The sequence below is a fragment of the Ochrobactrum sp. WV_118_8 genome, from assembly GCF_039631535.1.
GTDB classification, from domain to species: domain Bacteria; phylum Pseudomonadota; class Alphaproteobacteria; order Rhizobiales; family Rhizobiaceae; genus Brucella; species Brucella anthropi.
The window spans coordinates 2890919-2917500 of sequence record NZ_JBDIUZ010000001.1; the positions used below are offsets into that span (position 1 = coordinate 2890919).

A 26582-nucleotide genomic window follows, 5' to 3' on the forward strand; every position below is an offset into this window, starting at 1 on the left:
GAGGACGCGCAAGCAAGAAAGCGTCTGGCGTTACTTCATGGTCGGGATGACGAACTCAGCTCCATCCTTAACACCAGACGGCCAGCGCGAGGTGACGGTCTTGGTCTTGGTGTAGAAGCGGAATGCATCCGGGCCATGCTGGTTGAGATCGCCGAAGCCGGAAGCCTTCCAGCCACCGAAGGTGTAATAGGCGATCGGAACCGGGATCGGCACATTGATACCGACCATGCCGACCTGCACGCGGCTGGCGAAGTCGCGAGCAGCATCACCGTCACGGGTGAAGATAGCAACGCCGTTGCCATATTCATGATCGTTCGGCAGAGCCAGTGCTTCCTCGTAGTTCTTGGCGCGCACGACCGAGAGAACCGGACCGAAGATTTCTTCCTTGTAGATACGCATGTCCTTGGTCACGTTGTCGAACAGGCAGCCACCCATGTAGAAGCCATCTTCATAGCCCTGCATCTTGAAGTTACGGCCATCGACGACCAGCTTCGCGCCTTCTTCAACACCAAGGTCCACATAACCGCGCACGCGGTCGAGCGCAGCCTTGGTGACCAGCGGGCCGTAATCGGCGGAATTGTCGGTGGAGGTGCCGATCTTCAGCGATTCAACACGGGGAATGAGCTTTTCCATCAGACGGTTGGCGGTGTCTTCACCGACCGGAACGGCAACCGAGATCGCCATGCAGCGTTCGCCAGCCGAACCGTAGCCAGCGCCGATCAGCGCATCGACGGTCTGGTCCATGTCGGCATCCGGCATGATGAGGAGATGGTTCTTCGCACCGCCGAAGCACTGCACGCGCTTGCCGTTCGAGCAGCCGCGGCCATAGATGTACTGGGCAATCGGCGTGGAGCCGACAAAGCCGATGGCCTGGACGTCCGGATCGTCGAGCAGCGCATCGACCGATTCCTTGTCGCCGTTGACGACGTTGAAAATGCCTGCCGGAAGACCGGCTTCCATGAACAGTTCGGCAAGGCGCATCGGTACGCCCGGATCACGTTCGGATGGTTTCAGGATGAAGGCATTTCCGCAAGCAATCGCCGGACCGGCCTTCCAGAGCGGGATCATGGCCGGGAAATTGAAGGGCGTGATGCCAGCAACAACACCGAGCGGCTGGCGCATGGAGTAAGTATCGATGCCCGTACCGGCATTGTCGGTGAACTCGCCTTTCAGCATGTGCGCCGCACCGAGGCAGACTTCCACCACTTCGAGGCCGCGCTGGATGTCGCCCTTGGCGTCAGCAATGGTCTTGCCATGTTCGCGGGCCAGCAATTCGGCCAGGCTGTCATATTCGGCTTCGACCAGTTCGACGAACTTGCGCAGGATGCGAACGCGACGCTGCGGGTTGGTCGCAGCCCAGGCTGGCTGTGCAGCCTTGGCGTTTTCGACAGCCGCGCGCACTTCTTCCTTGGTGGCGAGCGCTACCTTGCCCTGCACCGAGCCGTCGAGCGGCTGGAAGACGTCTGCCGTGCGGCCGCTCTTGCCTGCCACATGCTTGCCGCCGATGAAATGTCCGATATTGCGCATCGAAGAACCTCCCTGATGATCGCTTTGAGGAGCCTGCAAAGCTCCCATCGTTGACATCATCTTGACTCTGCAAATTCATGATTGCAAGGCGATGAAAAGCGTATCCGTTGTGCAAATTTTATAGTAATCAGAATACATCCTTATGCAGAGAGCATCATGAACTGGGACGATATTCGCATATTCCTCGCTGTTGCTCGCTCGGGCCAAATTCTGGGCGCGGCCAAAAGGCTCGGCCTCAACCACACCACGGTTGCCCGGCGGCTGACCGCGCTTGAAACGGCGCTGTCCACCACGCTCCTGACCCGCCGCACCAACGGTTCGACGCTGACACAGGCGGGCGAGGAGTTTCTGCTCGCCGCCGAACGCATGGAAGCTGAAATGCTTTCCGCCCGCTCGCATGTCGGCAATGCGGATATTGCCGTGTCGGGCACGGTGCGCATCGGTGCGCCGGACGGGTTCGGGGTCAACTTTCTGGCGCCCCGGTTGGCGCGGCTGACACAGAAATATCCGGACCTGACCATCCAGTTGGTGCCGGTGCCGCGCTCGTTCTCACTGTCGCGCCGTGAAGCCGATATCGCCATTACCGTCGAACGTCCGGAACAAGGCAGGCTGATCGCGCGCAGGCTCGTCGATTATACGCTCGGTCTCTATGCGCATCGCAGCTATCTGGAGGCGAACGGCACGCCGGAAAACACCGACGATCTCGCCCGGCACCGGCTCATCGGCTATGTGGAGGATCTCGTCATCAACCCGTCGCTGGCCTATGCGCCGGAAATCAGCCGTGACTGGAAACCGGCCTTCGAAGTATCGAGCGCGCTTGGACAGGTCGAGGCCGTGCGCGCCGGTGCAGGCATTGGCATATTGCACGCCTTCATCGCCCGCGCCGATCCCGATCTCGTGCCCGTTCTGCCGGATCGGGTGATCCGGCGCGCCTACTGGCTCGCCTATCATGAATCTGCCCGCACATTGCGGCGCGTCACCGCCATATCGGCACTCATTTCCGAACTGGTGGAAAGCGAAAAATCGCTGTTCAGTTAAGCATGATCCCGAAAAGTGGAAGCCGGTTTTCGGATCAGATCATGCTAAATCAATTGAGCCGCATATAGGCGACCATGACGCCGACAATCATCGCAGCCGGAACGAACAAGGCGTCGAGGCCGATGAAATAGTGGCCAAGACCGCCGCCGACAGCGCCCAGCATCAGGGACAGCCAGACCGCCACATGCTGCAGCCAGCGCCATTTTGGCGTTTCACCGCGCAGCGAACAAGCAAGATCTGCGGCAGCGTTGAAAAGCGTACCGGTCACATAGGTCACGCCAAGACGCGCAGCTCCGATGGGCTGCACCGCAGCATTCTGCGCGCCCATGGCTGCGGCAAGCAGCAGCACCGGCTGGACCAGCAATGCACCCTCGCGCCGCAGCACGCCGACCAGCAGCAGGATCGCCACCACGCTTGCCATCACATAAAGACTGCCCGCACGACCGTATGAACGCACCGCAAGCGTGCCGAAGAAGGCGCCGGAAAAGAACAGCACGATCAGGATCGCGGGAAACCAGACCAGCACAGTGCCCTGCACGCCGGGCTGTCCCGCCAGCGCGACACCCAGCTGCGTGGTATTGCCGCTCATGAAGGATGCAAAGAAACCGCCCAGCTGCAGGAAGGCAATCGCATCGACGAAACCAGCCGATGCGGTCAGAACCAGACCGAGCGAAAGTTTGGAATTCGGTGTCATGGGATTGAACTTCGGAATGAAGAAACCCGGCTTGCGGGAAGCCGGGCCTGTTCAGAAGAATATTTACAAGTCAGGCGCGTTTGACGATGCGCAGGATAATCAGGAGGATGGCCGCGCCGATAAAGGCGTTGATGATTGAGGCGACAATCCCTCCGCCAACGGAAAATCCGAGACGCGGCAGCAACCAGCCTGCAAAGAATGCGCCGATCACGCCGACGATGATATTGCCGATCAGGCCGAAACCACCACCCTGCACGACCTTGCCAGCCAGCCAGCCAGCGATCAGACCTACGAAAAGGAATACGAGAAGACTTCCAACATCCATGCGTTTTTCTCCCTCTCAAAACGCAACCGTTCGGTGCGCCTGAAGCGAGTTGACTATATGTTGGGCGGCGGCACAAGGGGGCGGAGGCTCCTCCCCCTGTTAAATCAGGCTACCAGATGCCTGAAAGCCGCGACGACTTCCTCGTAAACCTTGCGCTTGAAGGGAACGATCAGTTCCGGCAGCTCGACCATCGGCTTCCATTCCCAGCGGTCGAACTCGGCAGTGTGTCCGCCGGGCGGCGGGTTGATGGCGATTTCACTCTCGTCGCCTTCGAAACGATAGGCAAACCACTTCTGCGTCTGGCCGCGATACTTGCCCTTGAGTGCCTGGCCGACCAAATGCGGCGGCAGGTCGTAATTGATCCAGTCTGACGCTTCCTCAAGCAGCGATACCGACTTCATGCCGGTTTCCTCATAAAGTTCGCGGATAGCCGCCTCGAGCGGCTCCTCGCCCTTGTCGATCCCGCCCTGCGGCATCTGCCAGAGCTGGGTCGCGCCATCCATCTCATCGCCCGGAATGACGATACGACGGCCAGCCCAGACCAGACCGGCCTTGTTCAGCACCATCAGCCCAACACAGGGACGGTAAGGCAAGCTTTCGGGATCGACGGGACCTTTGTGCTTCGACATGACATTCTCCATGATATGCAAATTACTGCCGTTCGGGGTCGCGGACCAGCGCCGAGACCGGCACGATTTCAATGCCGCGCTTCTTGACCTCATTGGCCCATTCGGCAACTGCATCGACGGTCACCGCAAAGGCCGAGCCGGTGCCGATGGCGCTGCCATTGGCACGCGCAGTCCGCTCCAGTTCATCGAGACGATCAAGGATCGCGCCGCGCTCCTGCGCCGCATCGATCAGAATATCCGCCGCCGCGAAAGGCACCGCATCGCTTCCTGCAATCCGGTCAGCCTGACTGCGCGCCGAGGTGCCGTCATCGAGATAATACAGGCCGCGCTTTCCGATCTCGCTCAGCACCGGCGAAAAGGCTTCGGTCTCGGATGTAAAACGCGCGCCCATATAATTCATCACACCGGCATAATTGGTCATCCGCGACAGCGCCCACAGCAAGGAAGCCTGGTTCTTGCTGGCACCATCATCCACCGTCAGCGTATTGCGACCGGGATTGACGCGCGGATAGTCGAAAGGCTCCATCGGCAATTGCAGCACAAGTTCGTGACCGTTTTGCCGGGCCGCCTGCATCCAGCGCTGCAAACTGTTGCCCTGTGGCGCAAATCCGAGCGTGACTTCCGGTGGAAGCTTGTCGACTGCCTCCATGCTGCCGGTCTGTGACAGCCCAAGTCCGCCTATGACAAGCGCAATCCGCGCGCCGCGCGCGCCGGACCATCCGGCCGCATAGGCATCCATGGGGCGTAGACCGTCCGCCGCGCGTACCGGCAGCGGGCCGGTGGGGCTTTGCTCGACCAGCGCCTGTTCCGGCAGATGGGCGACACGCTTATCCTGTCCGGATTGATGCGTGTTCTGCACCACGACCACATTACCCTCCGCCATACCGGTGGCGGCACCTGGCATACCGGGCGGCATGTCCGGCGTGACCTTGATGATGGCAGGCCCCGGCTGACCACTTGCCCCGCGCAGCGCACTGCCGGGCGGCGGTGTATTGCCGGTTACGGGCTTCGCTTCAGTCTTGTTTGCGACTGGCACTTCGACTTGCGTCGGGTCCACGGCGGCAGTTTCGGTTTTGCGAAAAGCTGCCTGATTGCTCTGCCAGATGGCGAACACCGCGCCCCCGGCAAGGCAAAGCCCGCCTAAAATGACAAGGCCTGTCACGAACGAACGAAAAGCGCGGGAGCGTGAGCCCCCGCGCTTTTGCGGTTTCTTATCCAGTCCTAACGGGCTGTTCAGATCCAGCATGGAGCGATCAGTTCAACACACCCTTCTTCGGATCCGGCGGGAATGCGGCATTGGCCACCTCACCACGCAGGAGCTTGAAGGCTTCGTTGAGCTGGATGTCGTCCTTCGGATCAGCCGGGACATAAGCCGACGAACCGGAGCCATTGTCATCCTCGGCATTGCCCTTGATGTGGCCCTTGAGTTCGGATTCGCCGCGAACGACGTCCTCACCCTTCAGTTCCGGCGGCAAAGGCTGGTCAACCTTGATGTCAGGCGTGATGCCCTTGCCCTGAATCGACTTGCCCGACGGCGTATAATAAAGCGCCGTCGTCAGACGCAGCGAGCCGTTTTCACCAAGCGGAATGATCGTCTGCACCGAACCCTTGCCAAAGGACTGCGTGCCGAGCACCGTGGCGCGGCGATGATCCTGCAATGCACCGGCAACGATTTCCGACGCGCTGGCCGAACCGCCGTTGATGAGAACGATGACCGGCTTGCCGTCAGTCAGGTCGCCCTTGCGTGCATCGAAGCGGGTCACATCCTGCGGATCGCGACCACGGGTCGAGACGACTTCACCCTTGTCGAGGAAGGCGTCGGAAACAGCCACAGCCTGATCGAGCAGACCACCCGGATTGAGGCGAAGATCCAGCACAAAGCCCTTGAGCTTTTCGGCCGGAATCTTGTCCTGAATATCCTTGATCGCCTTCTTGAGGTCTTCGGATGTCTGTTCGGTGAACGAGATGACGCGCAGATAGCCGATATCGTTCTCGACGCGATAGCGAACGGCTTTCACCTTGATGACAGCGCGTGCGATCTTCAGCGTGATCGGCTTGTCGACGCCCTGGCGCTGGATCGTCAGCTCGATAGACGAACCGATTTCACCGCGCATCTTGTCGACCGCATCGGTCAACGAAAGACCGCGAACTTCCTGCCCGTCAATCTTGGTGATGAGATCGCCTGCCAGCACACCGGCCTTGGAAGCGGGCGTATCGTCAATCGGCGCGATGACCTTCACGAGATCGTTGTCCATCGTCACTTCGATGCCAAGACCGCCAAACTCACCCTTGGTCTGCACGCGCATGTCCTGCGCGGCTTCCGGGTTGAGATAGGAGGAATGGGGATCGAGCGAGGTCAACATGCCGTTGATCGCGCTTTCGGTCAGCTTCTTGTCGTCCGGCGGCGTCACATATTGCGCGCGCACCCGTTCGAAAATATCACCAAAAAGGGCCAGTTCCTTGTAGACATCGCTATCTTTCCCTGCCGCAAAAGCAGTGGAAGCCGGCGCGCCCTGGACCATCACCATGGCTGACGCCCCCAGAAGGGCCCCGGCGAACAGCAGCGATAGTTTACGTATCATTTTCACGTCCTTCCAGAAAGCCGTTCGGTCCACCAAGGGGCGGGATCGACGGGTTTTCCATCCTTTCGAAATTCAATGTAAAGCAATGGCGCACCATTGCCCACCTCTATCGGTGCAACACTTGCCAGAAGTTTTTCTCCCATCGCGCCGACCGGCTCTCCCGCAAGTACAAACTGGCCTTGCGATACGTCGATTCGACCCATGCCAGCCATGACGACATGATATCCATTGCCCGCGTCGAGTATCAAGAGCTGCCCGTAAGAACGGAATGTGCCTGCGTAAAGTATCACGCCATCGGAAGGTGACGTAATCGTGGCAGAAGGCAAGGTTTCAACGACCTGCCCCATCATGCTGCCGCCGACACCGTCCTTCTCGCCGAAGCGGCGCATCGTCTTGCCAGCTGCAGGCAAAGCGAGCTTGCCTTGTAGCGAAGCAAAATCAATCTGGGCTCGCAGATGATTGTCGTTCGGCGTTGCTTCTCCGGCTTTTTCCCTTGCTGCGGCAAGGCGATCCGCCTCGGCCTTGCGAGCGGATTCGGCTGCATCGCGCACGCCCGCCATCTGCTTATCGAGCCCGTCGATAAGGTCTTTCAGGCTGCCTGCCTTGGCCGCCAATTCTTCCGAACGCTGGCGCTGCGCATCGATTTCCTGTTCCGATTGCGACTGCAATTTCTTCTTCTCCTCAAGAAGAAGTGATTGCCGTTTCTGCTCTTCGGCCTGAACCGTGCGCGTCGCCTTCAGCTTTTCCTGCTCTTGCCGGATGGAGGCAGTGACCCGCTGCATATCCTTCAGGTCGCCCGTCAGTTCTTCCACCTGCTCACGCATTTCAGGCACGACAGCGCCAAGAAGCACGGCGCTGCGCACTGAAGCCAGAGCATCGTCGGGCCGCACCAGAATGGCAGGCGGCGGATTCAGCCCCATGCGCTGCAATGCGGCCAGCACCTCCGCCAGAACGCCGCGCCGTGCGCGCAGCGACGAGCGAATGCCATCTTCCTGCTCGTGCAGCGCGGTAAGCTTGTCGGCAATATCGGCAATATCCTGCTGCAGCTTCTTGTCGGTCTTGGCCGACTGGATCAGTGCTGCGGTAATGGTGGTCTGGTCCTTCTTGAGCCCGGCCACCTCGTCTTCAAGCTGTTTCAGCTTGTCGCCGGTGACGGTGAGTTCGCTGCTGAGCTTTTCATATTCGCTCGCCGCCTGATCACGCTGCTGCTGCAAGGCTTCCTGCGCAAGAACCGACGGCGCGCAGGCGAACACGCCAGCCAAAACGAGGCCAGCCTGCGTGAAAGCAAGCAATCGTGGTCTTTTGAAAAGGCGTTCAGGACTCATGCGTGTTCTATCAGGACGAAACAAGGCCAAATTCAGAGCCGAAACTAGACTGAACCCGTTAACGAACCATCAACCATAAATACCGCCGATAGCGGATCGCTGGTTAAACCGGCCTTCGCACGATAAACCGGTCGTCATGAATGCAAAAGCACTGAAAACGATGACGGAGGATTGGCGCGAAGGGCGCGGCTATGTCCATACCTATATTTGCGAGCATATCGTAGCGGCAAAGCGTTCCGACCGCGCCTTCATCGTTGAAACTCTTGCTAAGGCCGGTCTGGAGATCACCCGGCAAGCAGCAGATGGCCTTACCGTTCTCATTCCCGAAAGCGGTAAGAGTTTCACACTGAGGGGCGCAGTCTACAACCAGCCCCCATATCAGGACCTGTGATAAGGGTGGCCTGCCAGAATGGTAGCGGCGCGATAAAGCTGCTCGGCAATCAGGATGCGGGCGATCTGGTGCGGCCACGTCAATTCGCCCAGCGCCAGAACGAGGTCGGCGCGTGTTCGCAATGCCGGATCGTGGCCGTCCGGCCCGCCAATGGCGACGATGAGCTGGCGCTTGCCGTCGTCCCGCATCCGCCCGATGCGATCCGCAAAAGCTTCAGATCCGAGCGCCTTGCCGCGCTCGTCGAGAAGGATCAAGGCAGCTCCATTATCGAGAGCTTCATGAATGCGCTGGGCTTCTTCGGCCTTGCGCAACTCTGCCGTCTGGCCCCGGCTTTCGGGAATTTCGCTCACACCGGCGAACTCAAGCCCCAATGGCGGTCCAGCTTTCGAAAATCGGTCGAAATAACGCTCGACCAGCTCCCGTTCGGGGCCGGCTTTCATCCGGCCCACGGCAAAAACACTCACACGCATGACGCTCTCAATTCATCGAACTAAAGCGTTTCACGCTTTAATCTTCTTTTTTCGCGCATTATCCAACGCAAAACCGCTTCGCAGTTTTGGCTCGAAAATGCTCTAATGCACCAATCCCGGCGCACGTTCGGTGTCGAACGCGTCGAAACCCTCGTCGAGCCAGATCTTCTCGAGATTGTAGAAGTCACGGACTTCCGGTCGGAAGACATGGACGATGATGTCGCCGGTGTCGATGAGAACCCAGTCGCCACTCTCGAGACCTTCGACCCGTATATCCTTGCAGCCTGCTTCACGCAGAGCCTGCAGGAGATGGTCGGCAACCGCCGTCACATGACGATGCGAACGGCCCGACGCGACGATCATGTAATCGCCGATCGTTGATCTTCCGCGAATGTCGATGGGGATGATGGATTCTGCCTTGGAGTTTTCGAGACTGGCCAAGGCCGCGTCGAAGGTCTGGGACACGAGATTGGACTCGTCCATCCTGACCGTTGAAGGCGCGTGATGAGCCTTCTTCTCAATTGCTGTTCTCAGTGTATTCCCTTTCTCAGCAGAACAACGCCGTGTGGCAGTTATAAGCACCACACTCCCTAAAATAGGCAGAGTCCCTGTTTTGTTTCAAGACTATCGGCTTTTCCAAACCGTTCACTTTTTCAGTTTATTCGCCCGTTTTGCATATATCTTGTCGAAATCGTCATGAAAGCATCAAGATCATGTACGGGATTTGCGGATCGCGCTGGATGAGAGCGACGAACGCGGTCCATGGATGAAGGTCCAGGCCGGAGGTGTGCGACGCGCCAGCATCGGCGCATATTGTTCATCGACGCGACTGTCGGAGAATGTCTGCGCCATGCGTGACGACAGATAGGCCAGCGTCGAACCCGGCCGGTCGATAACCGCAATCGGAAAATTCTGCGCGATCTCGCGCCAGCGCTGCCAGCGATGGAAGGAGGCAAGATTGTCCGCCCCCATCACCCAGACGAAATGGACGCCGGGATTGGCATCGCGGATAAGCGCCAGCGTATCCGCCGTATAACGCACGTTGAAGGCTGCCTCGAGCGCCGTCACCTTGATGCGCGGATCGGATGCGATTTCCTCGCTCAGTTTCAATCGGTCGGCAAGCGGCGCCAGTTCGCGACTGTCTTTCAGCGGATTGCCGGGCGTCACCATCCACCAGAGCTGGTCGAGCTTGAGCCGCCGGATTGCGATTTCCGCCACCAGCGCGTGCCCGCCATGCGGCGGGTTGAACGAGCCGCCAAACAGCCCGACCGCCATGCCCTTCTCGACATAAGGCATGCGCAGATAATGCGCATCGACACCAGGATATTGTTCCCTCAATGCGGAAAGCCCGAAGCCGAATTTCATTCGAACCTAACCACGAATCTGACCGTCACCGCGAACGCGATATTTGAACGAGGTCAGCTGCTCCACACCGACCGGTCCACGCGCATGCATCTTGCCGGTGGCAATGCCGATTTCCGCGCCCATGCCGAACTCGCCGCCATCGGCAAATTGCGTCGAGGCATTGTGCAGGAGAATGGCCGAGTCGATCTCGTTGAAGAAGCGCGCAACCGCTGCCGCATCCTCAGCCACGACGGCTTCCGTATGGTGCGAGGAATAGCGGTTGATGTGCTCAATCGCGCCCGAAATACCGTCAACCAGCGCAACGGAAATGATCGCGTCGAGATATTCGGTCGACCAGTCCTCTTCGGTTGCAGGCTTTGCTGCCGGATAGAGCGCCAGCACGTCCGCACTCCCGCGAATTTCACAACCCTTGGCAGCCAAGTCTTCAAGGATCGGCACCAGATGCATCGCAGCTGCGGCACGATCGACCAGAAGCGTTTCCGCCGCGCCGCAAATGCCGGTGCGCCGCATCTTGGCATCGACCGCAATCTTGCGGGCCATGTCGAGATCGGCGGACTTGTCGATATAAAGATGGCAAATGCCTTCCAGATGCGCGAAGACCGGCACCCGCGCTTCCGACTGAACGCGCGCAACAAGGCTTTTTCCACCACGCGGCACGATCACATCAATCGCACCGTCCAGACCTTTCAGCATTTCACCAACAGCGGCACGGTCGGTCACTGGCACGATCTGGATCGCATCGGCTGGCAGGTTGGCTGCTTCGAGCCCTTTGACCAGCGCCTTATGAATGGCAGCCGATGAATGCGCCGAATCCGAGCCGCCGCGCAGAATGACGGCATTGCCTGCCTTCAGGCACAGCGCACCGGCATCGGCGGTTACATTGGGGCGGCTTTCATAAATGACGCCGATCACACCGAGCGGCGTGCGCACGCGCTCGATATGGAGCCCGTTCGGACGGTCCCATTCGGCAATCACTTCGCCCACCGGATCAGGCAGGGCTGCGATAGCACGGATACCGTCGGCAATCGCACTGATCCGGCTGTCATCGAGCGTCAGCCGGTCAACGAAAGAGGCTGCCATGCCGCTCTTTTCCGCATTGGCCAGATCAAGCTTGTTGGCTCCAAGAATATCGCCACGCGCTTCAAGCATCGCATCGGCGGCAGCAATCAGCGCCCTGTTCTTCTGTTCAGTGGTGGCGATGGAAAGAGGGGCTGCGGCAGCGCGCGCCTTGCGGCCCACTTCCGCCATGACTGCAGCAATATCGTTTACCGTTTCTGCCTTGGTCAGCATCCCATCTCCCCTATGCGACTTCTGCATTGCTGGCAGCACGCACAACCAGATCGTTGCGGTGGATCATCGCCGCGCGAGCATCATAGCCAAGAATTTCACTGATCTCATCGCTTTTATGGCCTGCGATCTTGCGCGCATCCTCGGCATCATAAGCGATCAGTCCGCGCGCGATTTCGCGTCCGTCCTCGTTGATCACCGCAACCGTATCGCCGCGCTCGAACTGGCCGTCGATTTCCCTGACGCCTGCGGGCAAAAGCGACTTGCCGGATTTCAGTGCCCTGGCTGCACCGGCATCCACCGTCAAACGGCCAGCCGGTTCAAGATTGCCGGAAATCCAGGTTTTCCAGGCATTGACCGGCGCACGCGCCGGTTCAAACAGTGTCGCGCGTTCACCGCGATCGATTGCCGAAAGCGGGCCGAAACGCGTGCCCGATGTGATGATCATCGCGGTCCCTGCCGCATTGGCGATCTTGCCCGCGTCGAGCTTCGTCTTCATGCCGCCGCGCGACAGTTCCGACGCCGCCGCTCCCGCCATGGCCTCGATCTGCGGGGTGATGGTTTCGACCAGCGGCAGAAACTCGGCGTCCGGGTTCTTGTGGGGCGGGGCCGTATAAAGCCCGTCAATATCCGACAGCAGGACAAGCAGGTCCGCGCCCATCATGGTCGCCACACGTGCGGCCAGACGATCATTGTCACCATAACGAATTTCGGTGGTTGCCACCGTATCGTTCTCGTTGATGACCGGCACGGCCTTCAGCTTCAACAGCGTCTCGATGGTCGCGCGCGCGTTGAGATAGCGGCGGCGCTCCTCGGTGTCGGACAGCGTGACGAGAATCTGGCCTGAACGGATGGAATGACCGCCAAGCACATCGGCATAGGCCTTGGCGAGCGCGATCTGGCCTGCGGCGGCTGCGGCCTGACTTTCCTCAAGTTTCAGCGCCTTCTTCGGCAGCCCCAGAACGGTGCGTCCAAGTGCAATAGCACCGGAAGAAACCACCAGCACCTCGACGCCTGCATGATGCAGAGCGGCAATGTCCTGCCCGAGGCTTTCCAGCCAATCCCGCTTGAGACCGGCTGCTCGATCCACCAGAAGGGCGGACCCGATTTTAACAACGATGCGGCGATAGTTTTTCAGTTGCTTCAGCATGCCTTCATTCCCCTCGCCGCATCCAAAGCGCATCCCGAAAAGTGTGAAACGGTTTTCGGACAAGATGCGCGCCCAAATAAAATCCGACGCTTATTCTTCGGCTTCCGCCGTACCGGCCTCTGCGGCGCGGCTCTGGTCGATGACGCTTGCGAGCTGGCGCAGAGCATCGTTCAGACCTTCATGGCTGACGGCTGAAAGCAGCAGCGGGTCGCGCCCACATGCCTTTTTCAGCGCCTTGACCTTGGCCTTGCGCGCTTCAGGATCGAGCGTATCAATCTGCGACAGCGCAACGATTTCCGGCTTGTCGGCAAGCCCGTGTTCATAGGCCTCAAGCTCACCACGAATGACCTGATAGGCCTTGGCGACATCTTCTTCCTGCGCCGAAACCAGATGCAGCAGAACGCGCGTGCGCTCGACATGGCCGAGGAAACGGTCGCCAAGACCGACGCCTTCACTCGCACCTTCGATCAAGCCCGGAATATCGGCGATGACGAATTCGCGGCCATCCACGCGGGCGACGCCCAGATTGGGATGCAGCGTGGTGAATGGATAATCGGCAATCTTCGGCTTGGCAGCTGTCACACTTGCAAGGAAGGTGGATTTTCCGGCATTGGGCAGACCGACCAGACCAGCATCGGCGATCAGTTTCAGGCGCAGCCAGATGGTGCGCTCGATGCCTTCCTGTCCGGGATTGGCGCGGCGCGGCGCGCGATTGGTCGAGGTCGTGAAATGCAGATTGCCGAAGCCACCATTGCCGCCCTTGGCCAGCCGGTAGCGCTGGCCGATTTCGGTGATATCGCAGATCAGCGTTTCGTCGTCTTCCTCGAAAATCTGCGTGCCGACCGGCACCTTGAGAATAACGTCGTCGCCCTTGCCGCCGGTCATATTGCGGCCCATGCCATGCATGCCGGTCTTGGCCCGGAAATGCTGCTGATAGCGATAGTCGATCAGCGTGTTGAGGCCGTTTACAGCCTCCACCCAGACATCGCCGCCGCGTCCACCATCACCGCCATCGGGACCGCCGAATTCGAGAAATTTCTCGCGGCGGAACGAAACCGCCCCCGCACCGCCATTGCCGGAGCGGATGTAGATCTTTGCCTGATCGAGAAACTTCATCTGAACGTAACCTTCTTGGATGCCCACACTCTGGCGGGCTTTTGGGCGGCAGACGCCCTGAATATTGTTACATGCGGGCCTGTGCCCGCATGTGGTGTGTTGCAATTACAGCAAAAGCGGCCTCCTGCAAACAGTCGAGGAGGCCAGATTTCATCCGAGTTTGTCTTTCCAGACCGGATCGGTGAAATCGATATAGATCAATTCCTGATCCAGATATTGGCCCTGCACGTAAAGTGACTTGGGTTCGACACCGAAAGTCTTGAAACCAAGCGCATAATAGACGCGCTTGGCGGCTTCATTCGTGGCCACCACCTTGGCATCCAGAACGACGACCTGCTTTGCGGCATGGTCGATGACCTTGCTGACTAGGGCCTTGCCCAAGTCCAGCCCGCGCGCTTCGGGGGCCACATAGACACCCCAGAGCGTGCCGCGATGGCGCTCGGACTTGCGGTCGTGGCGGAAAAGGCCAGCCGTTCCCAGCAGGTTTTCACCGTCGAAGGCACCGAAAACCACATTACCGTCCACCTGCTCCAGACGACGTGCGAACACGCTGTCCGAATAGGCATTCTCTTCTTCGAAACTCGAACCGAAGGCCATTGGCGCACGCTGCAAAGCGCTTAATCTTATGGCTCGATAGCGATGCAGATCGCCCTTTTCGAGCGCACGCACCACGATCTTCTCGCGTGCGATTGCATGAGTATCCATCATGTCATTCCCCGTTATTATTGGTCCTGCGGCCTATAAGGTTTGGCACGCAGGACCTTTTGTTTACGACTGCCAGCTTCTCAGCCCGATCCAGGTGCGACGATCAAGGACATAGCGCTCGACCGGCACATTGCCTGCGGCAAGCGAATCCGCCATGCCCATGCTGCTGAACTGGAACCCGCACTTGTGGATCACCCGGCGGGAGCCGCCATTGCTGGCCCGGCACGAGACATGCAGCCGCTCGATGGCAGTTGCACGGAAAGCCAGATCGATCAGGGCGTGAGCGGCTTCAGTGGCAAAGCCGTGCCCCCAATAGGGCTCACCCAGCCAGTAGCCGATTTCCAGCCCTTCGCCATGTTTATGCGCATGAATGCCGCAGCAGCCCATAAAGATGCCGGTTTCCGCTTGCGTGATGGCGTAGATGCAATTGCCCATCTCGCCTTTTCGCACGCGCTCGACAAAATCGACCGCATTTTCACGCGTGTATGGATGCGGCATGCGGGCAAGCATACCGGAGACGCGGGCGTTATTGGCAAGATAGGAAATCGCATCCACGTCTTCGACATGCGGCGGGCGCAGGACCAGCCTTTCAGTGACGAGGACAGGACAGTCTAGTTCATAAGCCAGATCTGGGCTCAGATCATCTGCCAGACTGGTCGCCAAGCCGACAGCCTGGCCGGGCGACAGATCGGTGTAACTGTCTCTTCTTTCGCTACTGCTTGCGTCGTAACAATCTTCTTCCAGAACTTCGACAACCATTTTTCGTTCCTCCAGATGCAAAAAGGGAAGATGGTGGCCCCATCTTCCCTTCGATCTTTTGGCTAGGCTGCCATTTGCACCGGGTCCGATGGGACGCCGGTGCTTTAGAGAGTGCCCGGCTTACTCTGCTGCTTCCGCGATCGGGTCTACCGATACGTACGTGCGGCCGTTGGCTTTCGTACGGAAAGATACAGAACCGTTCGTGGTTGCAAAAATCGTGTGGTCCTTGCCGAGGCCAACATTGGCGCCCGGATGCCACTTCGTGCCGCGTTGGCGCACGATGATGTTGCCGGCGAGCACAGCTTCGCCGCCAAACTTCTTCACGCCAAGGCGTTTGGATTCTGAATCGCGACCGTTACGCGAGGAACCGCCAGCTTTTTTGTGTGCCATTGGTGTTCTCCTTTAATCTCTCTACTTACTCAGCCGACTCGGCCTTGGCTGCTGCCTTCTTAGGCGCTGCCTTCGGAGCCTTCTTCTCGGCGGCCTTCTTGGAAGGCTTTGCGCCGTCGGTGAGGATCTCCGAGATACGGATGGTCGTCAGTTCCTGACGATGACCGCGGGTGCGCTTCGAATTCTGACGACGACGCTTCTTGAACGCGATGACCTTGCGGGCACGGCCCTGTTCGACGACTTCGGCGGTGACAATAGCACCGGCGACGGTCGGGGCGCCAATGGTCGAGCCGACCATCAGAACTTCTGCGAATTCTACGATGTCACCGGCTTCGCCAGCAACTTTTTCGACCTTGATGAGGTCGTTTGCGGCAACGCGATACTGCTTGCCACCGGTCTTGATGACTGCGAACATTTGTTGTCCTTTCGGTTGTTCGGTCCGGCTCTCATTTCCACGACATTGGCGTCGAAGTGATGGGCCGTCTTTTTATCAGTCGGTTGATGAGCGGGCTTTTGGCCCCTGATCGCAGCCCGGAAAAGTCCGAAATCTGCAATCAAAACAATAGGCGCGGACTACCCCACGCCTAAGGTCTGGTGCTTATAGGTGTGAAGCGGCAGAAAAGTCAAGAATTTTCACAACGGAATGCAAATTAGGTCTTGTCTAATTGCCTCTGGCTCGTTAATGAGCCGCTACACACTTAGCATTCGCTTTAGATGCTTTTCAACGGCGCGATTTTTATAGATCGTTTTACCGTAGTGCACAATGCGGAGAGGTGGCTGAGTGGTCGAAAGTACCGCACTCGAAATGCGGCGTGGGGGTAACTCCACCGTGGGTTCGAATCCCACCCTCTCCGCCATATCACTTCAAGGTTGCGTGTCTTCCTGACAGGTATTCTCGGGCTTGCAGACCAGTCCAGCCTGCGCCAGCAGACCAGCCACGCCATCACGTGCGCCCAGCCCCTCGGGATCGCACAGATATTCCATGTGATCATTCAAATATCCGGCCATCGGCGCACGCCAGTCAGGCGAGGTTTCGATCATCTGTTCAGATGTATAAAGCAGATATTCGACATATGCCCCATAGGCCGTGAGCTGCGTCGTGCCTCTCAGCGCACAATAGTCGGCCTGGGCCAGCTCGGGCTTTTGGACCGTCAGATTCAGAAACTCGCGATATATTTCGCGCGCTGTCTGGTCGCGCTGAATGAGATCGGCCTGACCGACCTGATAGGGAATAATAACCAGCGCCGAGAGGGCGGCAAAGGCTGTAGCAATCCCGCCCAGAGCGGCTAACGGTTCAGTATTACGCCGCAACCAGTTCCACATGTTCAGACCTTGGGTTGCTCATGGGTGGCACAATGGATACCGCCGCCAACCTCACCCACCGGATCGATATTCAATGTAACAATCTCCCGACCGGGATACAGTTTGGCAAGAATAGCGGCAGCCCGTTCATCGGCTTTACGATCCCCGAACTCGGCAGCTATCACCGCGCCGTTACAAACGTAGTAATTGACATAGGAAGACACGAAATCGTGGCTTCTCGAGCGGATATTATAAGGCTCCGGCAGAATAACCATATCGAGTTTGCTACCCTCGGCATCAGTGGCTGCGGCCAGAATGTCGTGCGTTTCGAAGGCAGCAGCCGACCAGGGATCGTCGGGATCGATCTTATCTCCCATCTGGATTACCAGCTGTCCCGGCTTAACAAAACGGGCAAGCGCATCGATATGATAATCGGTGATATCGGCACCAATGATTCCGGGCGCCCAGATCATCTTGCGGGCGCCCATCGTATCCAGCAGCATCTTCTCGATTTCAGCTTTGCTGCCCCGATTGCGATTGCCATTGACGAAGGTGCTTTCATGAGCGATCAGCGTGCCATGGCCGTCGGTTTCAACACCGCCCGCTTCACCCACCAGCCCGGTGTCGAAAACCTGCAACCCCAGCCGTTCGGCTATCCGCGCGGCGATCTGACCGTCTGCCCCATGGGTCTGCTTGTTGCCCCAACCGTTGAAGTTGAACTGCGTGACGGCGAGACCACCCTTGCCATTCACGACAAAGGAGGGACCGGAATCGCGACACCACAAATCATCGGTCGGAATGTCCCATAATTCCACATTGCGCGACACCAGCTTGCGAACTGCGCGGTGGTGCTGTGCCGCCGCCAGCATCACCACCGGCTCGAATTCAGCAATGGTGTTGGCGATTTTCGCGATCGTTTTCTGAATGTCATCCAGAAAATCAGGATCGTCATAGACCGCCGGATTCACCGGCCATTGCATGAAAGTGCGTTCATGCGGCTCTGTTTCTTCCGGATACCAAAAACCGGCAGAACGAGCCGATTGACCTTCAGCCTGCCCTCTCTGTGACTGCGTAGACATAGCAACGGCAGCAGCGGCAGCACCCAACAAGGTTTGGCGGCGGGTCATCATCGTATCACCATGAAAATAAAAAGGAAAAAACGTATTTTAGATCATCTTTATATACGGTAGAGCGACCCGGACGTGCTGTCAACAAAGGCCCGCTTCTCCGCGACACGTAAACCATGCTAGAAGCGTATCATGACTGTGTTATCCGCCGTTACTCCCGTCTATCATCCCCCGCTGGAACCTTACCTCTCGATCCTTCATCGCGATGCGGGCTTTCTCGTGCTGGATAAGCCGAGCGGCCTCTTATCCGTACCGGGGCGTCACCCTGCATTGTCGGACAGTCTCGCAACACGCGTTCAGGAACAGTTTCCGCAAGCCCAGATGATCAACCGTCTCGACAAGGACACGTCGGGCCTTGTGCTGATGTCGCTCAACCGCAAGGCACATGCTGCCATCGCCTCGCAGTTTGAGGCGCGGACAACGCAAAAATCCTACGCTGCAGTGGTCTGGGGACTTGTTGAAGATGACGAAGGGCTGATCGACCTGCCTCTGGCCATAGACCCCGACAACAAACCGCGTCATCGTGTCGACCGTGAAAATGGCAAACCCGCACAAACCCGCTGGCGGGTTCTGGATCGGGGCGAGAACACAACGCGTCTGCGGCTTCATCCCCTCACAGGGCGCACGCACCAGCTGCGTGTACATATGAAAGCGCTCGGCCACGTGATCCTTGGCGACGAATTCTATGCGGAAGGTGAAGCGCTGGCTGCTGCAGATCGCCTTCTGCTGCACGCGGAAGAATTGTCTTTCCAGCATCCCGATGGTCGCTCCGTGACCTTTACCGCGCCCTGCCCCTTCTGAGAGCATCCATGTCGCAGAAAATCGATACATCGGAACTGGTCGTTGATTTCGTCGGAGGCGCTGTCGGCCACCGGTTTCGCTCCGGCGAAGGACGCGGACAGGCTCTCGCCAAGGCCGCCGGTCTGACGCGCGATGCCACGCCGGAAATCGTGGATGCGACAGCGGGGCTCGGACGCGACGCATTTCTGCTGGCATCGCTGGGTGCAAAGGTAACTTTGATCGAGCGTTCCGAAAAGATGCACGCTCTTCTCGCCGAAGGGCTGGCGCGCGCTGCTGCAGAAGGCGGTCGCTATGCCGAGACTGTCGCGCGCATGACACTTCTGCTGGGTGATTCCAGCTTGCTCCTACCGGATCTGAAGCCGCAGGTCGTGCTGGTTGACCCGATGCACCCTCCGCGCGGTAACAGTGCGCTCGTCAAAAAGGAAATGCGGCAAATCCGCGAGATCGTCGGCACAGATCCGGATGCCGAAAGACTGATGCAAGTGGCGCTGGAAGCCGCGCAGAACCGCGTGGTGCTGAAATGGCCCCTGCGTGCCGACCCAATGGTCGGATTGCGCAAACCTTCCCACCAGATACTCGGCAAAAGCACGCGCTATGACGTGTTCGTCAAAGCCAAGCTGAGTTGAACATCATGCAACAACTATGACTGGCCGCTCCCGCCTGTAGCGGGCCCGCGCGACATTTCGCCGGAATAGACACTGAGGCCATTACGCCCTTTCGCCTTGGCATCATACATGGCCGCATCCGCAGCCGCCAAGAGTTCCCCCGCCGCCCCGCCATGTCTCGGGAAACAGGCGACGCCGATACTGCAGGTGACTTCCAGACATGCCCCGTCCAGTTCGACCGACTCGCTGATCTTCCGCCTGATCTCGTCCAGCCGGGAGCAAAAATCACCGTCATCCGCCTGCAAAACCAGAATGAATTCATCGCCTCCCATGCGACCGGCTAGTTCACCGTCGCGCAGGAGCACCGAAATCCGTCCGGCAATCCGTTGCAGGAGCTTGTCTCCCGCTGCATGGCCGAGCGTATCGTTGACCGGTTTGAACTGATCCAGATCGAGAAAGCCAACAGCCACCCTCCGAGATCGGGAAGCTGCCTGTTGGAGAATCTCGTCGAGCCTTCGCTCCAGGAAGGCCCTGTTCGCCAGTCCCGTCAGCGTATCGTGTTCGGCCAGATAGCGGATGCGCTCATCGGCAATGCGCCTGTCTATGGCAATGCCGGTCAGCCTCGCTGCAGTAGTGAAAAACTCCCTGAGATCAAGGTCTTTCGAAGCGTCAACATCGGCCACCAAGCCTAGAAAACCGTGCCCCTCAGCGTCCGCAGACGGAATCTCGATGCAGAATATGGTTTGGCTGTCTGGAAGCAATGTCCTCAACACCACTTCGAGACTCGCGGCCGAAATCGATTCAAGCCCACCTCTCAAACCAGTCACCAGTTGAGGCAGCGAAGGCGCGGATATGACGACTTCGTCAGTCGTTTCCCCGGTAACCATGGCAACACAGCGAGCACCAGCTGTAATATCTTCCAGCAAATGTGCCAGCTGATCGACAAATTCCGGTATGGCAACCGCGCTTACCGTCATTTCCAGAATACGGGCCTGAACCTGCATGAAGCGTTCAGCCCTTTTCTTGATGGAAATGTCACGAGACACACCCACGACGCCGATAATATTGCCGCTTCTATCGCGCAAAGGCACGCGCGAGATCATGAGCCAGCGATCAGCTCCGCCGCGCATGGCGCGTTCTTCATAACCGAGATCCGGTTGGCCGCTTTCCATGACCTGCTTTTCGATTTCGGAAATGCGAGCAGTGATCGCAGCTTCACCATGAATTTCGAAGTCGGTCAGTCCGACCAGATCTCTGATGTCCGATAGTCCGTTGTTGCGAACCACAGCATCATTGGCAAACAGGAACCGACCCTGCAGGTCCTTGGCATAGATGAAATCTGGCACGTGATTGATCATTGCGACGAGCCAATTGAGCTGCTCTTCGCCTGCACAGGCGTGATCGCCCGGGTTCAGTTGTGATGGCTGACACCCCGCGTGAGCAGGATGTAGATCACCCTCATTCTTATCGGCATCTTGCAATGCCTTATTTGCCAGACCTTTCATGGATAGAGCCCCTCCATGCTTTCATGACCATATTAGCAATCTTTTGATTAGTGGGAATGGCATAAAACGGTCGTACCATCGCTTTGCGTCACATCCGATACTCTTTTCCGTGACTTTACGTGTGGTGTGCAAACTGCCAACATCACTCCGGAGTACAACCATTTAGGTTTCCGGTAACGGGGACGAACATCCAGTTTCATTTAGGCAATTCTTTCACAACAAAACATTCCGATGACGAGGTCTCATGAAACAAAGCATCGACCTGACAACCGCCCCGATCAATCAGGCTTTGCTGCTTTTTGCGTTGCCGACACTTGGCTCTTCCATATTGCAATCAGCCAACGGTTCGATCGATACGATCTGGATCGGCCAGTTGCTGGGCGAGAATGCACTTGCAGCGACGACAAACGGCAACCTGGTCATGTTTCTGCTAACTGCCTTTGTCTTCGGTTTCGGCATGGCATCGACGATCCTGATCGGACAGGCATTCGGGCGGCGTGATGTCGAGACAGCGCGCGCAATAGCGGGCACCACTGTTGGTACTTTCGTGCCGCTTAGCATTGTCGTCGCCATCATCGGCTGGCTACTCGCCCCAAGGGTGTTGGATCTGCTCGGAACGCCTGAAGCAATTGAACCGCTGGCGCGCGCGTTTCTGCAAGTTACGTTCCTCGCCATGCCGGCGATTCTGATGCAGACGACATTGATGATGGCATTGCGCGGCAGCGGCGACGCCATGACCCCGCTCATATTCATGGGAATGGCCGTTCTTTTGGATATAGCGCTCAATCCCCTTTTCATTCTGGGCTGGGGGCCGTTGCCCGCACTCGGTATCGCAGGATCTGCCTTGGCGACGGCTGCCGCCAATTACATAAGCCTCGCAGCGATGCTTTATTATATCTACTACCGTGATCTGCCTTTGCGCCTGCGCGGCGAGGAATTATGGCTTCTAGTTCCGGACCGGGAATTACTGCGGCTGATCTTCACCAAAGGACTGCCAATGGGCGTCCAGATGATTGTGGTTTCCAGTTCGATGCTGACCATGATGCGGCTGGTCAATCAGGAGGGGGTCGATACGACGGCCGCCTTCGGCGCTACGCAGCAGCTCTGGACTTATGTGCAGATGCCGGCAATGGCGCTTGGCGCCGCTGTCAGCGCCATGGCTGCCCAGAATATCGGTGCGGGAAAATGGGATCGCGTGAGTTCGATAACGCGTATAGGGGCGATTTATGCAGTTCTGATGACGGGAGCCCTGGTTGTGCTGCTGCTTCTCGCGGATCGACAGGCCATGCAGATATTTCTCGGCGCGGACAGTCCGGCAATCACGATCGGCCAGCACATCGGGCAGATCGCGACCTGGGGTTTCATCGCCTTCGGCGTATCGATGGTTCTTTTCGGAACTGTAAGAGCAAACGGCCAGGTTATCTGGCCGCTCATCATTCTCTTCGTATCCATGTACCCGGTGCGTCTCGGTGTCGCCATTGGTCTGCGTGAACAGTTTGGTTCCGATGCGCTCTGGCTGAGTTTTCCAGCTGCAATGGTATCAACCCTGCTGATGGCGACGGTCCTTTATTTTCACGGCGGATGGAAAAAGAACTCATCGATGCATATCGACGCCCACGAACTTCAAGGGGAAGCGGCTTGTGTATCGCAATCGACAGAAGCCGCCCCATCGAGCAATGCACTTGCTCCCAATGCTCCGCTTGTGGCGGAAGTGAAGGCTGGGACGTAGAACGCTTTTGCAGCCGTCGAAACTGCTGCTCTACAAGCTTACGGAAAATCTCCCATCACACAACACGATAAATGCGAAAGGCTTCAGCTGATCAACTGCATTGTTACAATCGGGTTGTCCGCTCTATAAGTATATCTTATCCTCTTCTCAAATTCATCGGCCCCAATGGCATTACCATCTATAGCAACGATATGGTCTTTAAGTGCGGCAAAATATATCGGATTCATACCACTGATATAGATTAATCCACCGTCATATTTGTCCGAGATGAAATTGAATAAACCTGGTTTTGGACGGGAACTGTCGTCCCCGGTGAAATCAATCGGGCATTTGCTGTGTGGGCTTTCCGCTTCAATCTGTACAGCCGCGCGGTCGTGGACATTGATCGTCAAAGCACCGGGCACAAATCGTTGAGCCCTCAAATCAAACTGACCACCGTTAGTGACCTTGCCCCCAAGTTTTATCCAGTTTTGAGTTCGCTCCAGCGGTTTTGGGTTGCTGTATTTGGGGCGGTAGCGACGGGTTGCGGTGCGGAGCCATTTCGGCTGCGCAGCACCGCATCACGTCGCGGGTTGATGGTCTGAGCGAACTCGGCAGGTGTCAGCCAGCCGAGGCCAGAATGTGGACGGTGATCGTTGTAATCGCCGCGCCAGTTTGAAAGCGCTGATCGAGCATGGGTCAGTGACGAGAAGAGGGTTTCATTCAAGAACTCGTCTCGCAGCCGTCCATTGAAGCTTTCGATGAAAGCGTTCTGAATGGGTTTGCCAGGCGCAATGTAGTGCCAATCCACCTTAGTCTTGTCCGTCCATTGCAGGATCGCGTTGCTGGTGAACTCGCTGCCGTTGTCACTGACGATCATTTTCGGTTTGCCGCGCTCCTCGATGATCCGGTCAAGCTCGCGGGCAACGCGCAGACCGGAAAGCGATGTATCGGCGACGAGTGCCAGGCATTCCCTGGTGCAATCGTCGACGACCGTCAGAATCCGGAACCTGCGTCCATCGGTGAGTTGATCCGACACGAAGTCCAGTGACCAACGATCATTGGCCGTCATCGGAACCAGCATCGGTGCTCGTGTGCCGATCGCTCGCTTGCGACCGCCGCGCTTGCGCACCATCAGCTTTTCCTCCCGATAGAGCCGGAAGAGCCTCTTGTGGTTCACAAGGTGCCCCTCGCGTCTGAGTAGGACATGAATGCGTCGGTAGCCAAAGCGGCGGCGTTCATGCGCCAACGCCTTCATTCGCTCGCGAAGGTCATGGTCGTCGATGCGGCTGCTTTCGTAACGAACTGTCATCCGGCAAACACCGATAGCTTTACACGCCCGCCGTTCGCTCATCCGATGTTGGTTCATCAGATGCGCGATAGCGTTCCGCTGGGCTGCGGGCGTCACCACTTCTTTCCCAAAAGGTCTTTCAACGCGGCGTTGTCGAGCATCGCATCCGCCAGAAGCCGCTTCAGTTTCGTGTTCTCGTCCTCCAGCGTCTTCAGTCGCTTGGCCTCAGACACGTCCATCCCGCCGAACTTGGCCTTCCATTTATAGATGCTCGCATCGCTGACACCGTGTTTGCGGCAAAGCTCCGAGACAGGCGTGCCCGCCTCGTGCTCCTTCAGGATGCCAATGATCTGTTCGTCTGTGAAACGGTTGCGCTTCATTCTCTGGTCCTCTCAATGGGCCAGAGCTTACTTCAAAATGGATTATTTCAACGGGGCAAGGTCACGCTGGATCGTTTCTTTTTGCTGCCCACCCTTGGGGTTATGAGCGCGCTGCGGTGCGTGCGTATAGAACTCGCTTCCGTGCATCGATATTAGGTCGAACGGTCTTCTGGGAGAAGCCGGAGCCAGTTCGCAAAGATACGAACATCGGTTATGCTTGAGAGATTTCGTGTATTTTTGTGGGAATTTGGTTGCGGGGGCAGGATTTGAACCTGCGGCCTTCAGGTTATGAGCCTGACGAGCTACCGGGCTGCTCCACCCCGCGCTATGGGTGTTTTGTATGTATTTGAGAAGATGATTTGATTTGTGTTCTTGGCAGACCTGGCAGCGACCTACTCTCCCGTGTCTTAAGACAAAGTACCATTGGCGCTGGAGCGTTTCACGGCCGAGTTCGGAATGGGATCGGGTGCAGCCGCTCCGCCATAACCACCAGGTCGGCGAAGAACACAAATATGAGAAGCTGGTTGTCTTTCGTGCAGATAATTCAGCGATAAACGCTGATAAACAATAAGCACACGACTGTGTGCCGGCCGGAGGCCGCGCCCGCGCAGCCGTTTGGCGGAGCCAAACTGGCGTGAGCGCTATAAATTCATCGAAGTTTGTTCGATGGATATTGTAAATGGGAGTGATCAAGTCGATCGAGCTATTAGTACCGGTAAGCTACATGCGTTGCCGCACTTCCACACCCGGCCTATCAACGTGGTAGTCTTCCACGGCTCTGATAGGGAATACTCGTTTTTAGGTGGGTTTCCCGCTTAGATGCCTTCAGCGGTTATCCCGTCCGTATATAGCTACCCTGCTATGCCGTTGGCACGACAACAGGTCCACCAGAGATACGTCCATCCCGGTCCTCTCGTACTAGGGACAGATCCTATCAATATTCCTACACCCACGGCAGATAGGGACCGAACTGTCTCACGACGTTCTGAACCCAACTCACGTACCGCTTTAAATGGCGAACAGCCATACCCTTGGGACCTGCTCCAGCCCCAGGATGCGATGAGTCGACATCGAGGTGCCAAACAACCCCGTCGATATGGACTCTTGGGGGTCATCAGCCTGTTATCCCCGGCGTACCTTTTATCCGTTGAGCGATGGCCCTTCCACGCGGGACCACCGGATCACTATGACCGACTTTCGTCTCTGCTCGACTTGTCAGTCTTGCAGTCAGGCAGGCTTATGCCATTGCACTCGACGAACGATTTCCGACCGTTCTGAGCCTACCATCGCGCGCCTCCGTTACTCTTTAGGAGGCGACCGCCCCAGTCAAACTACCCACCATACACGGTCCTGGACCCGGATAACGGGCCGCAGTTAGACATCCATATAGGCAAGGGTGGTATTTCAAGGATGACTCCACAATGGCTGGCGCCACTGCTTCAAAGTCTACCACCTATCCTACACATGCCGACACGAATGCCAGTGTAAAGCTATAGTAAAGGTGCACGGGGTCTTTCCGTCTAACCGCAGGAACCCCGCATCTTCACGGGGAATTCAATTTCACTGAGTCTGCGTTGGAGACAGCGGGGAAGTCGTTACGCCATTCGTGCAGGTCGGAACTTACCCGACAAGGAATTTCGCTACCTTAGGACCGTTATAGTTACGGCCGCCGTTTACTGGGGCTTCAATTCAATGCTTGCACATCTCCTCTTAACCTTCCAGCACCGGGCAGGCGTCAGACCCTATACGTCGTCTTGCGACTTCGCAGAGCCCTGTGTTTTTGGTAAACAGTCGCTACCCCCTGGTCTGTGCCACCCCCACCTAGTTGCCTAAATGGAGGTCACGCTTCTTCCGAAGTTACGCGTGCATTTTGCCGAGTTCCTTCAACGCAGTTCTCTCAAGCGCCTTGGTATTCTCTACCAGTCCACCAGTGTCGGTTTAGGGTACGGTCTATATGCAGGAGCTATTTCCTGGAACCGCTTCGCTGCAAGATCAATCCAATAAGACCTTACAACACACGCGATCCGTCACTACCTGCAGGCCCACGAATATTAACGTGGTTCCCATCGACTACGCCTTTCGGCCTCGCCTTAGGGGCCGGCTAACCCTG

27 protein-coding genes, 2 tRNA genes and 2 rRNA genes (1 of these 31 cut by a window edge) are annotated in these 26582 nt (G+C 57.7%); 6 read left to right on the forward strand and 25 right to left on the reverse strand.

Translation table 11 applies throughout. The features are described from left to right. Positions 1 to 30 precede the first annotated feature (30 nt). Positions 31 to 1527 carry a CoA-acylating methylmalonate-semialdehyde dehydrogenase gene (locus tag ABDF71_RS13995; protein WP_010661503.1) on the reverse strand — a complete coding sequence of 499 codons (1497 nt, stop codon included), beginning with the start codon at positions 1525 to 1527 and terminating at the stop codon, positions 31 to 33. 156 nt (positions 1528 to 1683) lie between these two features. Here ABDF71_RS13995 and ABDF71_RS14000 point away from each other — a divergent pair, with 156 nt between their 5' ends. Beyond that, on the forward strand, positions 1684 to 2565 hold the full coding sequence (locus ABDF71_RS14000) for a LysR family transcriptional regulator (RefSeq protein ID WP_500061640.1): 882 nt from the start codon (positions 1684 to 1686) through the stop codon (positions 2563 to 2565). A 49-nt stretch (positions 2566 to 2614) separates the two neighbouring features. Here the strand turns inward: ABDF71_RS14000 and ABDF71_RS14005 are convergent, their stop codons facing one another. The 6 genes from ABDF71_RS14005 to ABDF71_RS14030 all read right to left on the reverse strand — a co-directional run bounded on the left by ABDF71_RS14005 (position 2615) and on the right by ABDF71_RS14030 (position 8120). Further along, positions 2615 to 3259 carry a YoaK family protein gene (locus ABDF71_RS14005; RefSeq protein ID WP_010661505.1) on the reverse strand — a complete coding sequence of 215 codons (645 nt, stop codon included), beginning with the start codon at positions 3257 to 3259 and terminating at the stop codon, positions 2615 to 2617. Positions 3260 to 3329: 70 nt separating this feature from the next. Next, positions 3330 to 3584 carry a GlsB/YeaQ/YmgE family stress response membrane protein gene (locus ABDF71_RS14010; protein WP_010661506.1) on the reverse strand — a complete coding sequence of 85 codons (255 nt, stop codon included), beginning with the start codon at positions 3582 to 3584 and terminating at the stop codon, positions 3330 to 3332. 104 nt (positions 3585 to 3688) lie between these two features. Continuing rightward, complete coding sequence (locus ABDF71_RS14015) at positions 3689 to 4213, reverse strand: RNA pyrophosphohydrolase (protein ID WP_010661507.1); 525 nt, start codon at positions 4211 to 4213, stop codon at positions 3689 to 3691. A 22-nt stretch (positions 4214 to 4235) separates the two neighbouring features. Then, entirely contained in the window at positions 4236 to 5459 is a 1224-nt protein-coding gene (locus ABDF71_RS14020) for a divergent polysaccharide deacetylase family protein (RefSeq protein WP_500061641.1), read from the reverse strand. A 7-nt stretch (positions 5460 to 5466) separates the two neighbouring features. Then, a complete protein-coding gene (locus tag ABDF71_RS14025) occupies positions 5467 to 6795 on the reverse strand; it encodes a S41 family peptidase (RefSeq protein WP_010661509.1) in 1329 nt (442 codons plus the stop codon). A 2-nt stretch (positions 6796 to 6797) separates the two neighbouring features. Continuing rightward, on the reverse strand, positions 6798 to 8120 hold the full coding sequence (locus tag ABDF71_RS14030) for a murein hydrolase activator EnvC family protein (protein WP_500061642.1): 1323 nt from the start codon (positions 8118 to 8120) through the stop codon (positions 6798 to 6800). Between the two features lie 136 nt (positions 8121 to 8256). On the opposite strand from ABDF71_RS14030, the gene ABDF71_RS14035 reads away from it, so the two are divergent. Further along, a complete protein-coding gene (locus ABDF71_RS14035; protein WP_010661511.1) occupies positions 8257 to 8511 on the forward strand; it encodes a hypothetical protein in 255 nt (84 codons plus the stop codon). Here ABDF71_RS14035 and rlmH read toward each other — a convergent pair. The 10 genes from rlmH to rplU all read right to left on the reverse strand — a co-directional run bounded on the left by rlmH (position 8499) and on the right by rplU (position 16168). Further along, positions 8499 to 8981, reverse strand: a complete 483-nt coding sequence (rlmH, locus tag ABDF71_RS14040) for a 23S rRNA (pseudouridine(1915)-N(3))-methyltransferase RlmH (protein WP_012091227.1) — start codon at positions 8979 to 8981, stop codon at positions 8499 to 8501. The two genes, ABDF71_RS14035 and rlmH, sit on opposite strands and share 13 nt — an antisense overlap. Positions 8982 to 9083: 102 nt before the next feature. Continuing rightward, complete coding sequence (gene rsfS / locus ABDF71_RS14045) at positions 9084 to 9464, reverse strand: ribosome silencing factor (RefSeq protein WP_010661513.1); 381 nt, start codon at positions 9462 to 9464, stop codon at positions 9084 to 9086. Positions 9465 to 9692: 228 nt separating this feature from the next. Further along, complete coding sequence (locus ABDF71_RS14050) at positions 9693 to 10346, reverse strand: nicotinate-nucleotide adenylyltransferase (RefSeq protein ID WP_010661514.1); 654 nt, start codon at positions 10344 to 10346, stop codon at positions 9693 to 9695. A gap of 6 nt (positions 10347 to 10352) precedes the next feature. Further along, positions 10353 to 11636, reverse strand: a complete 1284-nt coding sequence (locus tag ABDF71_RS14055; protein WP_500061643.1) for a glutamate-5-semialdehyde dehydrogenase — start codon at positions 11634 to 11636, stop codon at positions 10353 to 10355. A gap of 10 nt (positions 11637 to 11646) precedes the next feature. Next, a complete protein-coding gene (proB, locus tag ABDF71_RS14060; RefSeq protein WP_010661516.1) occupies positions 11647 to 12783 on the reverse strand; it encodes a glutamate 5-kinase in 1137 nt (378 codons plus the stop codon). A gap of 90 nt (positions 12784 to 12873) precedes the next feature. Next, a complete protein-coding gene (obgE, locus tag ABDF71_RS14065) occupies positions 12874 to 13899 on the reverse strand; it encodes a GTPase ObgE (RefSeq protein WP_012091222.1) in 1026 nt (341 codons plus the stop codon). A gap of 150 nt (positions 13900 to 14049) precedes the next feature. Beyond that, entirely contained in the window at positions 14050 to 14607 is a 558-nt protein-coding gene (locus ABDF71_RS14070) for a GNAT family N-acetyltransferase (protein WP_012091221.1), read from the reverse strand. A gap of 60 nt (positions 14608 to 14667) precedes the next feature. Next, a complete protein-coding gene (locus ABDF71_RS14075) occupies positions 14668 to 15363 on the reverse strand; it encodes a GNAT family N-acetyltransferase (protein ID WP_010661519.1) in 696 nt (231 codons plus the stop codon). Between the two features lie 120 nt (positions 15364 to 15483). Then, positions 15484 to 15753: a 50S ribosomal protein L27 gene (rpmA, locus tag ABDF71_RS14080; RefSeq protein ID WP_010661520.1), complete on the reverse strand. Its 270-nt coding sequence runs from the start codon at positions 15751 to 15753 to the stop codon at positions 15484 to 15486. Between the two features lie 25 nt (positions 15754 to 15778). Then, a complete protein-coding gene (gene rplU, locus ABDF71_RS14085; protein ID WP_010661521.1) occupies positions 15779 to 16168 on the reverse strand; it encodes a 50S ribosomal protein L21 in 390 nt (129 codons plus the stop codon). A gap of 352 nt (positions 16169 to 16520) precedes the next feature. On the opposite strand from rplU, the gene ABDF71_RS14090 reads away from it, so the two are divergent. Further along, positions 16521 to 16610: transfer RNA gene (locus ABDF71_RS14090), tRNA-Ser, on the forward strand. Between the two features lie 7 nt (positions 16611 to 16617). On the opposite strand, the gene ABDF71_RS14095 is transcribed toward ABDF71_RS14090, so the two are convergent. Both ABDF71_RS14095 and ABDF71_RS14100 read right to left on the reverse strand, forming a co-directional pair. Then, positions 16618 to 17076, reverse strand: coding sequence for a hypothetical protein (locus ABDF71_RS14095; RefSeq protein WP_010661522.1), 459 nt, complete (start codon positions 17074 to 17076; stop codon positions 16618 to 16620). Between the two features lie 2 nt (positions 17077 to 17078). After that, on the reverse strand, positions 17079 to 18185 hold the full coding sequence (locus tag ABDF71_RS14100) for an agmatine deiminase family protein (protein WP_500061644.1): 1107 nt from the start codon (positions 18183 to 18185) through the stop codon (positions 17079 to 17081). A 129-nt stretch (positions 18186 to 18314) separates the two neighbouring features. Between ABDF71_RS14100 and ABDF71_RS14105 the strand changes: the two genes are divergently transcribed. After that, positions 18315 to 18983, forward strand: a complete 669-nt coding sequence (locus ABDF71_RS14105) for a pseudouridine synthase (RefSeq protein WP_278526675.1) — start codon at positions 18315 to 18317, stop codon at positions 18981 to 18983. 8 nt (positions 18984 to 18991) lie between these two features. Next, positions 18992 to 19609: a class I SAM-dependent methyltransferase gene (locus ABDF71_RS14110; RefSeq protein ID WP_479884313.1), complete on the forward strand. Its 618-nt coding sequence runs from the start codon at positions 18992 to 18994 to the stop codon at positions 19607 to 19609. A gap of 14 nt (positions 19610 to 19623) precedes the next feature. On the opposite strand, the gene ABDF71_RS14115 is transcribed toward ABDF71_RS14110, so the two are convergent. Then, a complete protein-coding gene (locus tag ABDF71_RS14115; protein WP_500061645.1) occupies positions 19624 to 21093 on the reverse strand; it encodes a diguanylate cyclase domain-containing protein in 1470 nt (489 codons plus the stop codon). Positions 21094 to 21337: 244 nt separating this feature from the next. On the opposite strand from ABDF71_RS14115, the gene ABDF71_RS14120 reads away from it, so the two are divergent. Continuing rightward, the gene (locus tag ABDF71_RS14120; RefSeq protein ID WP_500061646.1) at positions 21338 to 22822 is read left to right on the forward strand and encodes an MATE family efflux transporter; all 1485 of its coding nucleotides are present in this window, start codon (positions 21338 to 21340) and stop codon (positions 22820 to 22822) included. A gap of 83 nt (positions 22823 to 22905) precedes the next feature. Here the strand turns inward: ABDF71_RS14120 and ABDF71_RS14125 are convergent, their stop codons facing one another. From ABDF71_RS14125 to ABDF71_RS14145, 5 genes are all read right to left on the reverse strand, one after another. Beyond that, the gene (locus ABDF71_RS14125) at positions 22906 to 23226 is read right to left on the reverse strand and encodes a hypothetical protein (RefSeq protein ID WP_278526670.1); all 321 of its coding nucleotides are present in this window, start codon (positions 23224 to 23226) and stop codon (positions 22906 to 22908) included. A 56-nt stretch (positions 23227 to 23282) separates the two neighbouring features. Then, positions 23283 to 24472, reverse strand: a protein-coding gene (locus ABDF71_RS14130; RefSeq protein WP_182506152.1) for an IS3 family transposase whose coding sequence is annotated in 2 segments (ribosomal slippage) — positions 23283 to 24223 and positions 24223 to 24472 — 1191 coding nt in all. Because the reading frame shifts where the segments join, the coding sequence is not laid out codon by codon here. Between the two features lie 248 nt (positions 24473 to 24720). Next, positions 24721 to 24797, reverse strand: a tRNA-Met gene (locus tag ABDF71_RS14135). A gap of 54 nt (positions 24798 to 24851) precedes the next feature. Beyond that, a 5S ribosomal RNA gene (gene rrf / locus ABDF71_RS14140) occupies positions 24852 to 24966 on the reverse strand. 191 nt (positions 24967 to 25157) lie between these two features. Beyond that, positions 25158 to 26582: ribosomal RNA gene (locus ABDF71_RS14145) — 23S ribosomal RNA — on the reverse strand; it runs 1387 nt beyond the window's last position.

Coding starts and splice junctions, on each gene's coding strand:
- ABDF71_RS13995 (WP_010661503.1), bottom strand. CDS start 1,527: ATGCGCAATATCGGACATTTCATCGGCGGCAAGCATGTGGCAGGCAAG.
- ABDF71_RS14000 (WP_500061640.1), top strand. CDS start 1,684: ATGAACTGGGACGATATTCGCATATTCCTCGCTGTTGCTCGCTCGGGC.
- ABDF71_RS14005 (WP_010661505.1), bottom strand. CDS start 3,259: ATGACACCGAATTCCAAACTTTCGCTCGGTCTGGTTCTGACCGCATCG.
- ABDF71_RS14010 (WP_010661506.1), bottom strand. CDS start 3,584: ATGGATGTTGGAAGTCTTCTCGTATTCCTTTTCGTAGGTCTGATCGCT.
- ABDF71_RS14015 (WP_010661507.1), bottom strand. CDS start 4,213: ATGTCGAAGCACAAAGGTCCCGTCGATCCCGAAAGCTTGCCTTACCGT.
- ABDF71_RS14020 (WP_500061641.1), bottom strand. CDS start 5,459: ATGCTGGATCTGAACAGCCCGTTAGGACTGGATAAGAAACCGCAAAAG.
- ABDF71_RS14025 (WP_010661509.1), bottom strand. CDS start 6,795: ATGATACGTAAACTATCGCTGCTGTTCGCCGGGGCCCTTCTGGGGGCG.
- ABDF71_RS14030 (WP_500061642.1), bottom strand. CDS start 8,120: ATGAGTCCTGAACGCCTTTTCAAAAGACCACGATTGCTTGCTTTCACG.
- ABDF71_RS14035 (WP_010661511.1), top strand. CDS start 8,257: ATGAATGCAAAAGCACTGAAAACGATGACGGAGGATTGGCGCGAAGGG.
- rlmH (WP_012091227.1), bottom strand. CDS start 8,981: ATGCGTGTGAGTGTTTTTGCCGTGGGCCGGATGAAAGCCGGCCCCGAA.
- rsfS (WP_010661513.1), bottom strand. CDS start 9,464: ATGGACGAGTCCAATCTCGTGTCCCAGACCTTCGACGCGGCCTTGGCC.
- ABDF71_RS14050 (WP_010661514.1), bottom strand. CDS start 10,346: ATGAAATTCGGCTTCGGGCTTTCCGCATTGAGGGAACAATATCCTGGT.
- ABDF71_RS14055 (WP_500061643.1), bottom strand. CDS start 11,636: ATGCTGACCAAGGCAGAAACGGTAAACGATATTGCTGCAGTCATGGCG.
- proB (WP_010661516.1), bottom strand. CDS start 12,783: ATGCTGAAGCAACTGAAAAACTATCGCCGCATCGTTGTTAAAATCGGG.
- obgE (WP_012091222.1), bottom strand. CDS start 13,899: ATGAAGTTTCTCGATCAGGCAAAGATCTACATCCGCTCCGGCAATGGC.
- ABDF71_RS14070 (WP_012091221.1), bottom strand. CDS start 14,607: ATGATGGATACTCATGCAATCGCACGCGAGAAGATCGTGGTGCGTGCG.
- ABDF71_RS14075 (WP_010661519.1), bottom strand. CDS start 15,363: ATGGTTGTCGAAGTTCTGGAAGAAGATTGTTACGACGCAAGCAGTAGC.
- rpmA (WP_010661520.1), bottom strand. CDS start 15,753: ATGGCACACAAAAAAGCTGGCGGTTCCTCGCGTAACGGTCGCGATTCA.
- rplU (WP_010661521.1), bottom strand. CDS start 16,168: ATGTTCGCAGTCATCAAGACCGGTGGCAAGCAGTATCGCGTTGCCGCA.
- ABDF71_RS14095 (WP_010661522.1), bottom strand. CDS start 17,076: ATGTGGAACTGGTTGCGGCGTAATACTGAACCGTTAGCCGCTCTGGGC.
- ABDF71_RS14100 (WP_500061644.1), bottom strand. CDS start 18,185: ATGATGACCCGCCGCCAAACCTTGTTGGGTGCTGCCGCTGCTGCCGTT.
- ABDF71_RS14105 (WP_278526675.1), top strand. CDS start 18,315: ATGACTGTGTTATCCGCCGTTACTCCCGTCTATCATCCCCCGCTGGAA.
- ABDF71_RS14110 (WP_479884313.1), top strand. CDS start 18,992: ATGTCGCAGAAAATCGATACATCGGAACTGGTCGTTGATTTCGTCGGA.
- ABDF71_RS14115 (WP_500061645.1), bottom strand. CDS start 21,093: ATGAAAGGTCTGGCAAATAAGGCATTGCAAGATGCCGATAAGAATGAG.
- ABDF71_RS14120 (WP_500061646.1), top strand. CDS start 21,338: ATGAAACAAAGCATCGACCTGACAACCGCCCCGATCAATCAGGCTTTG.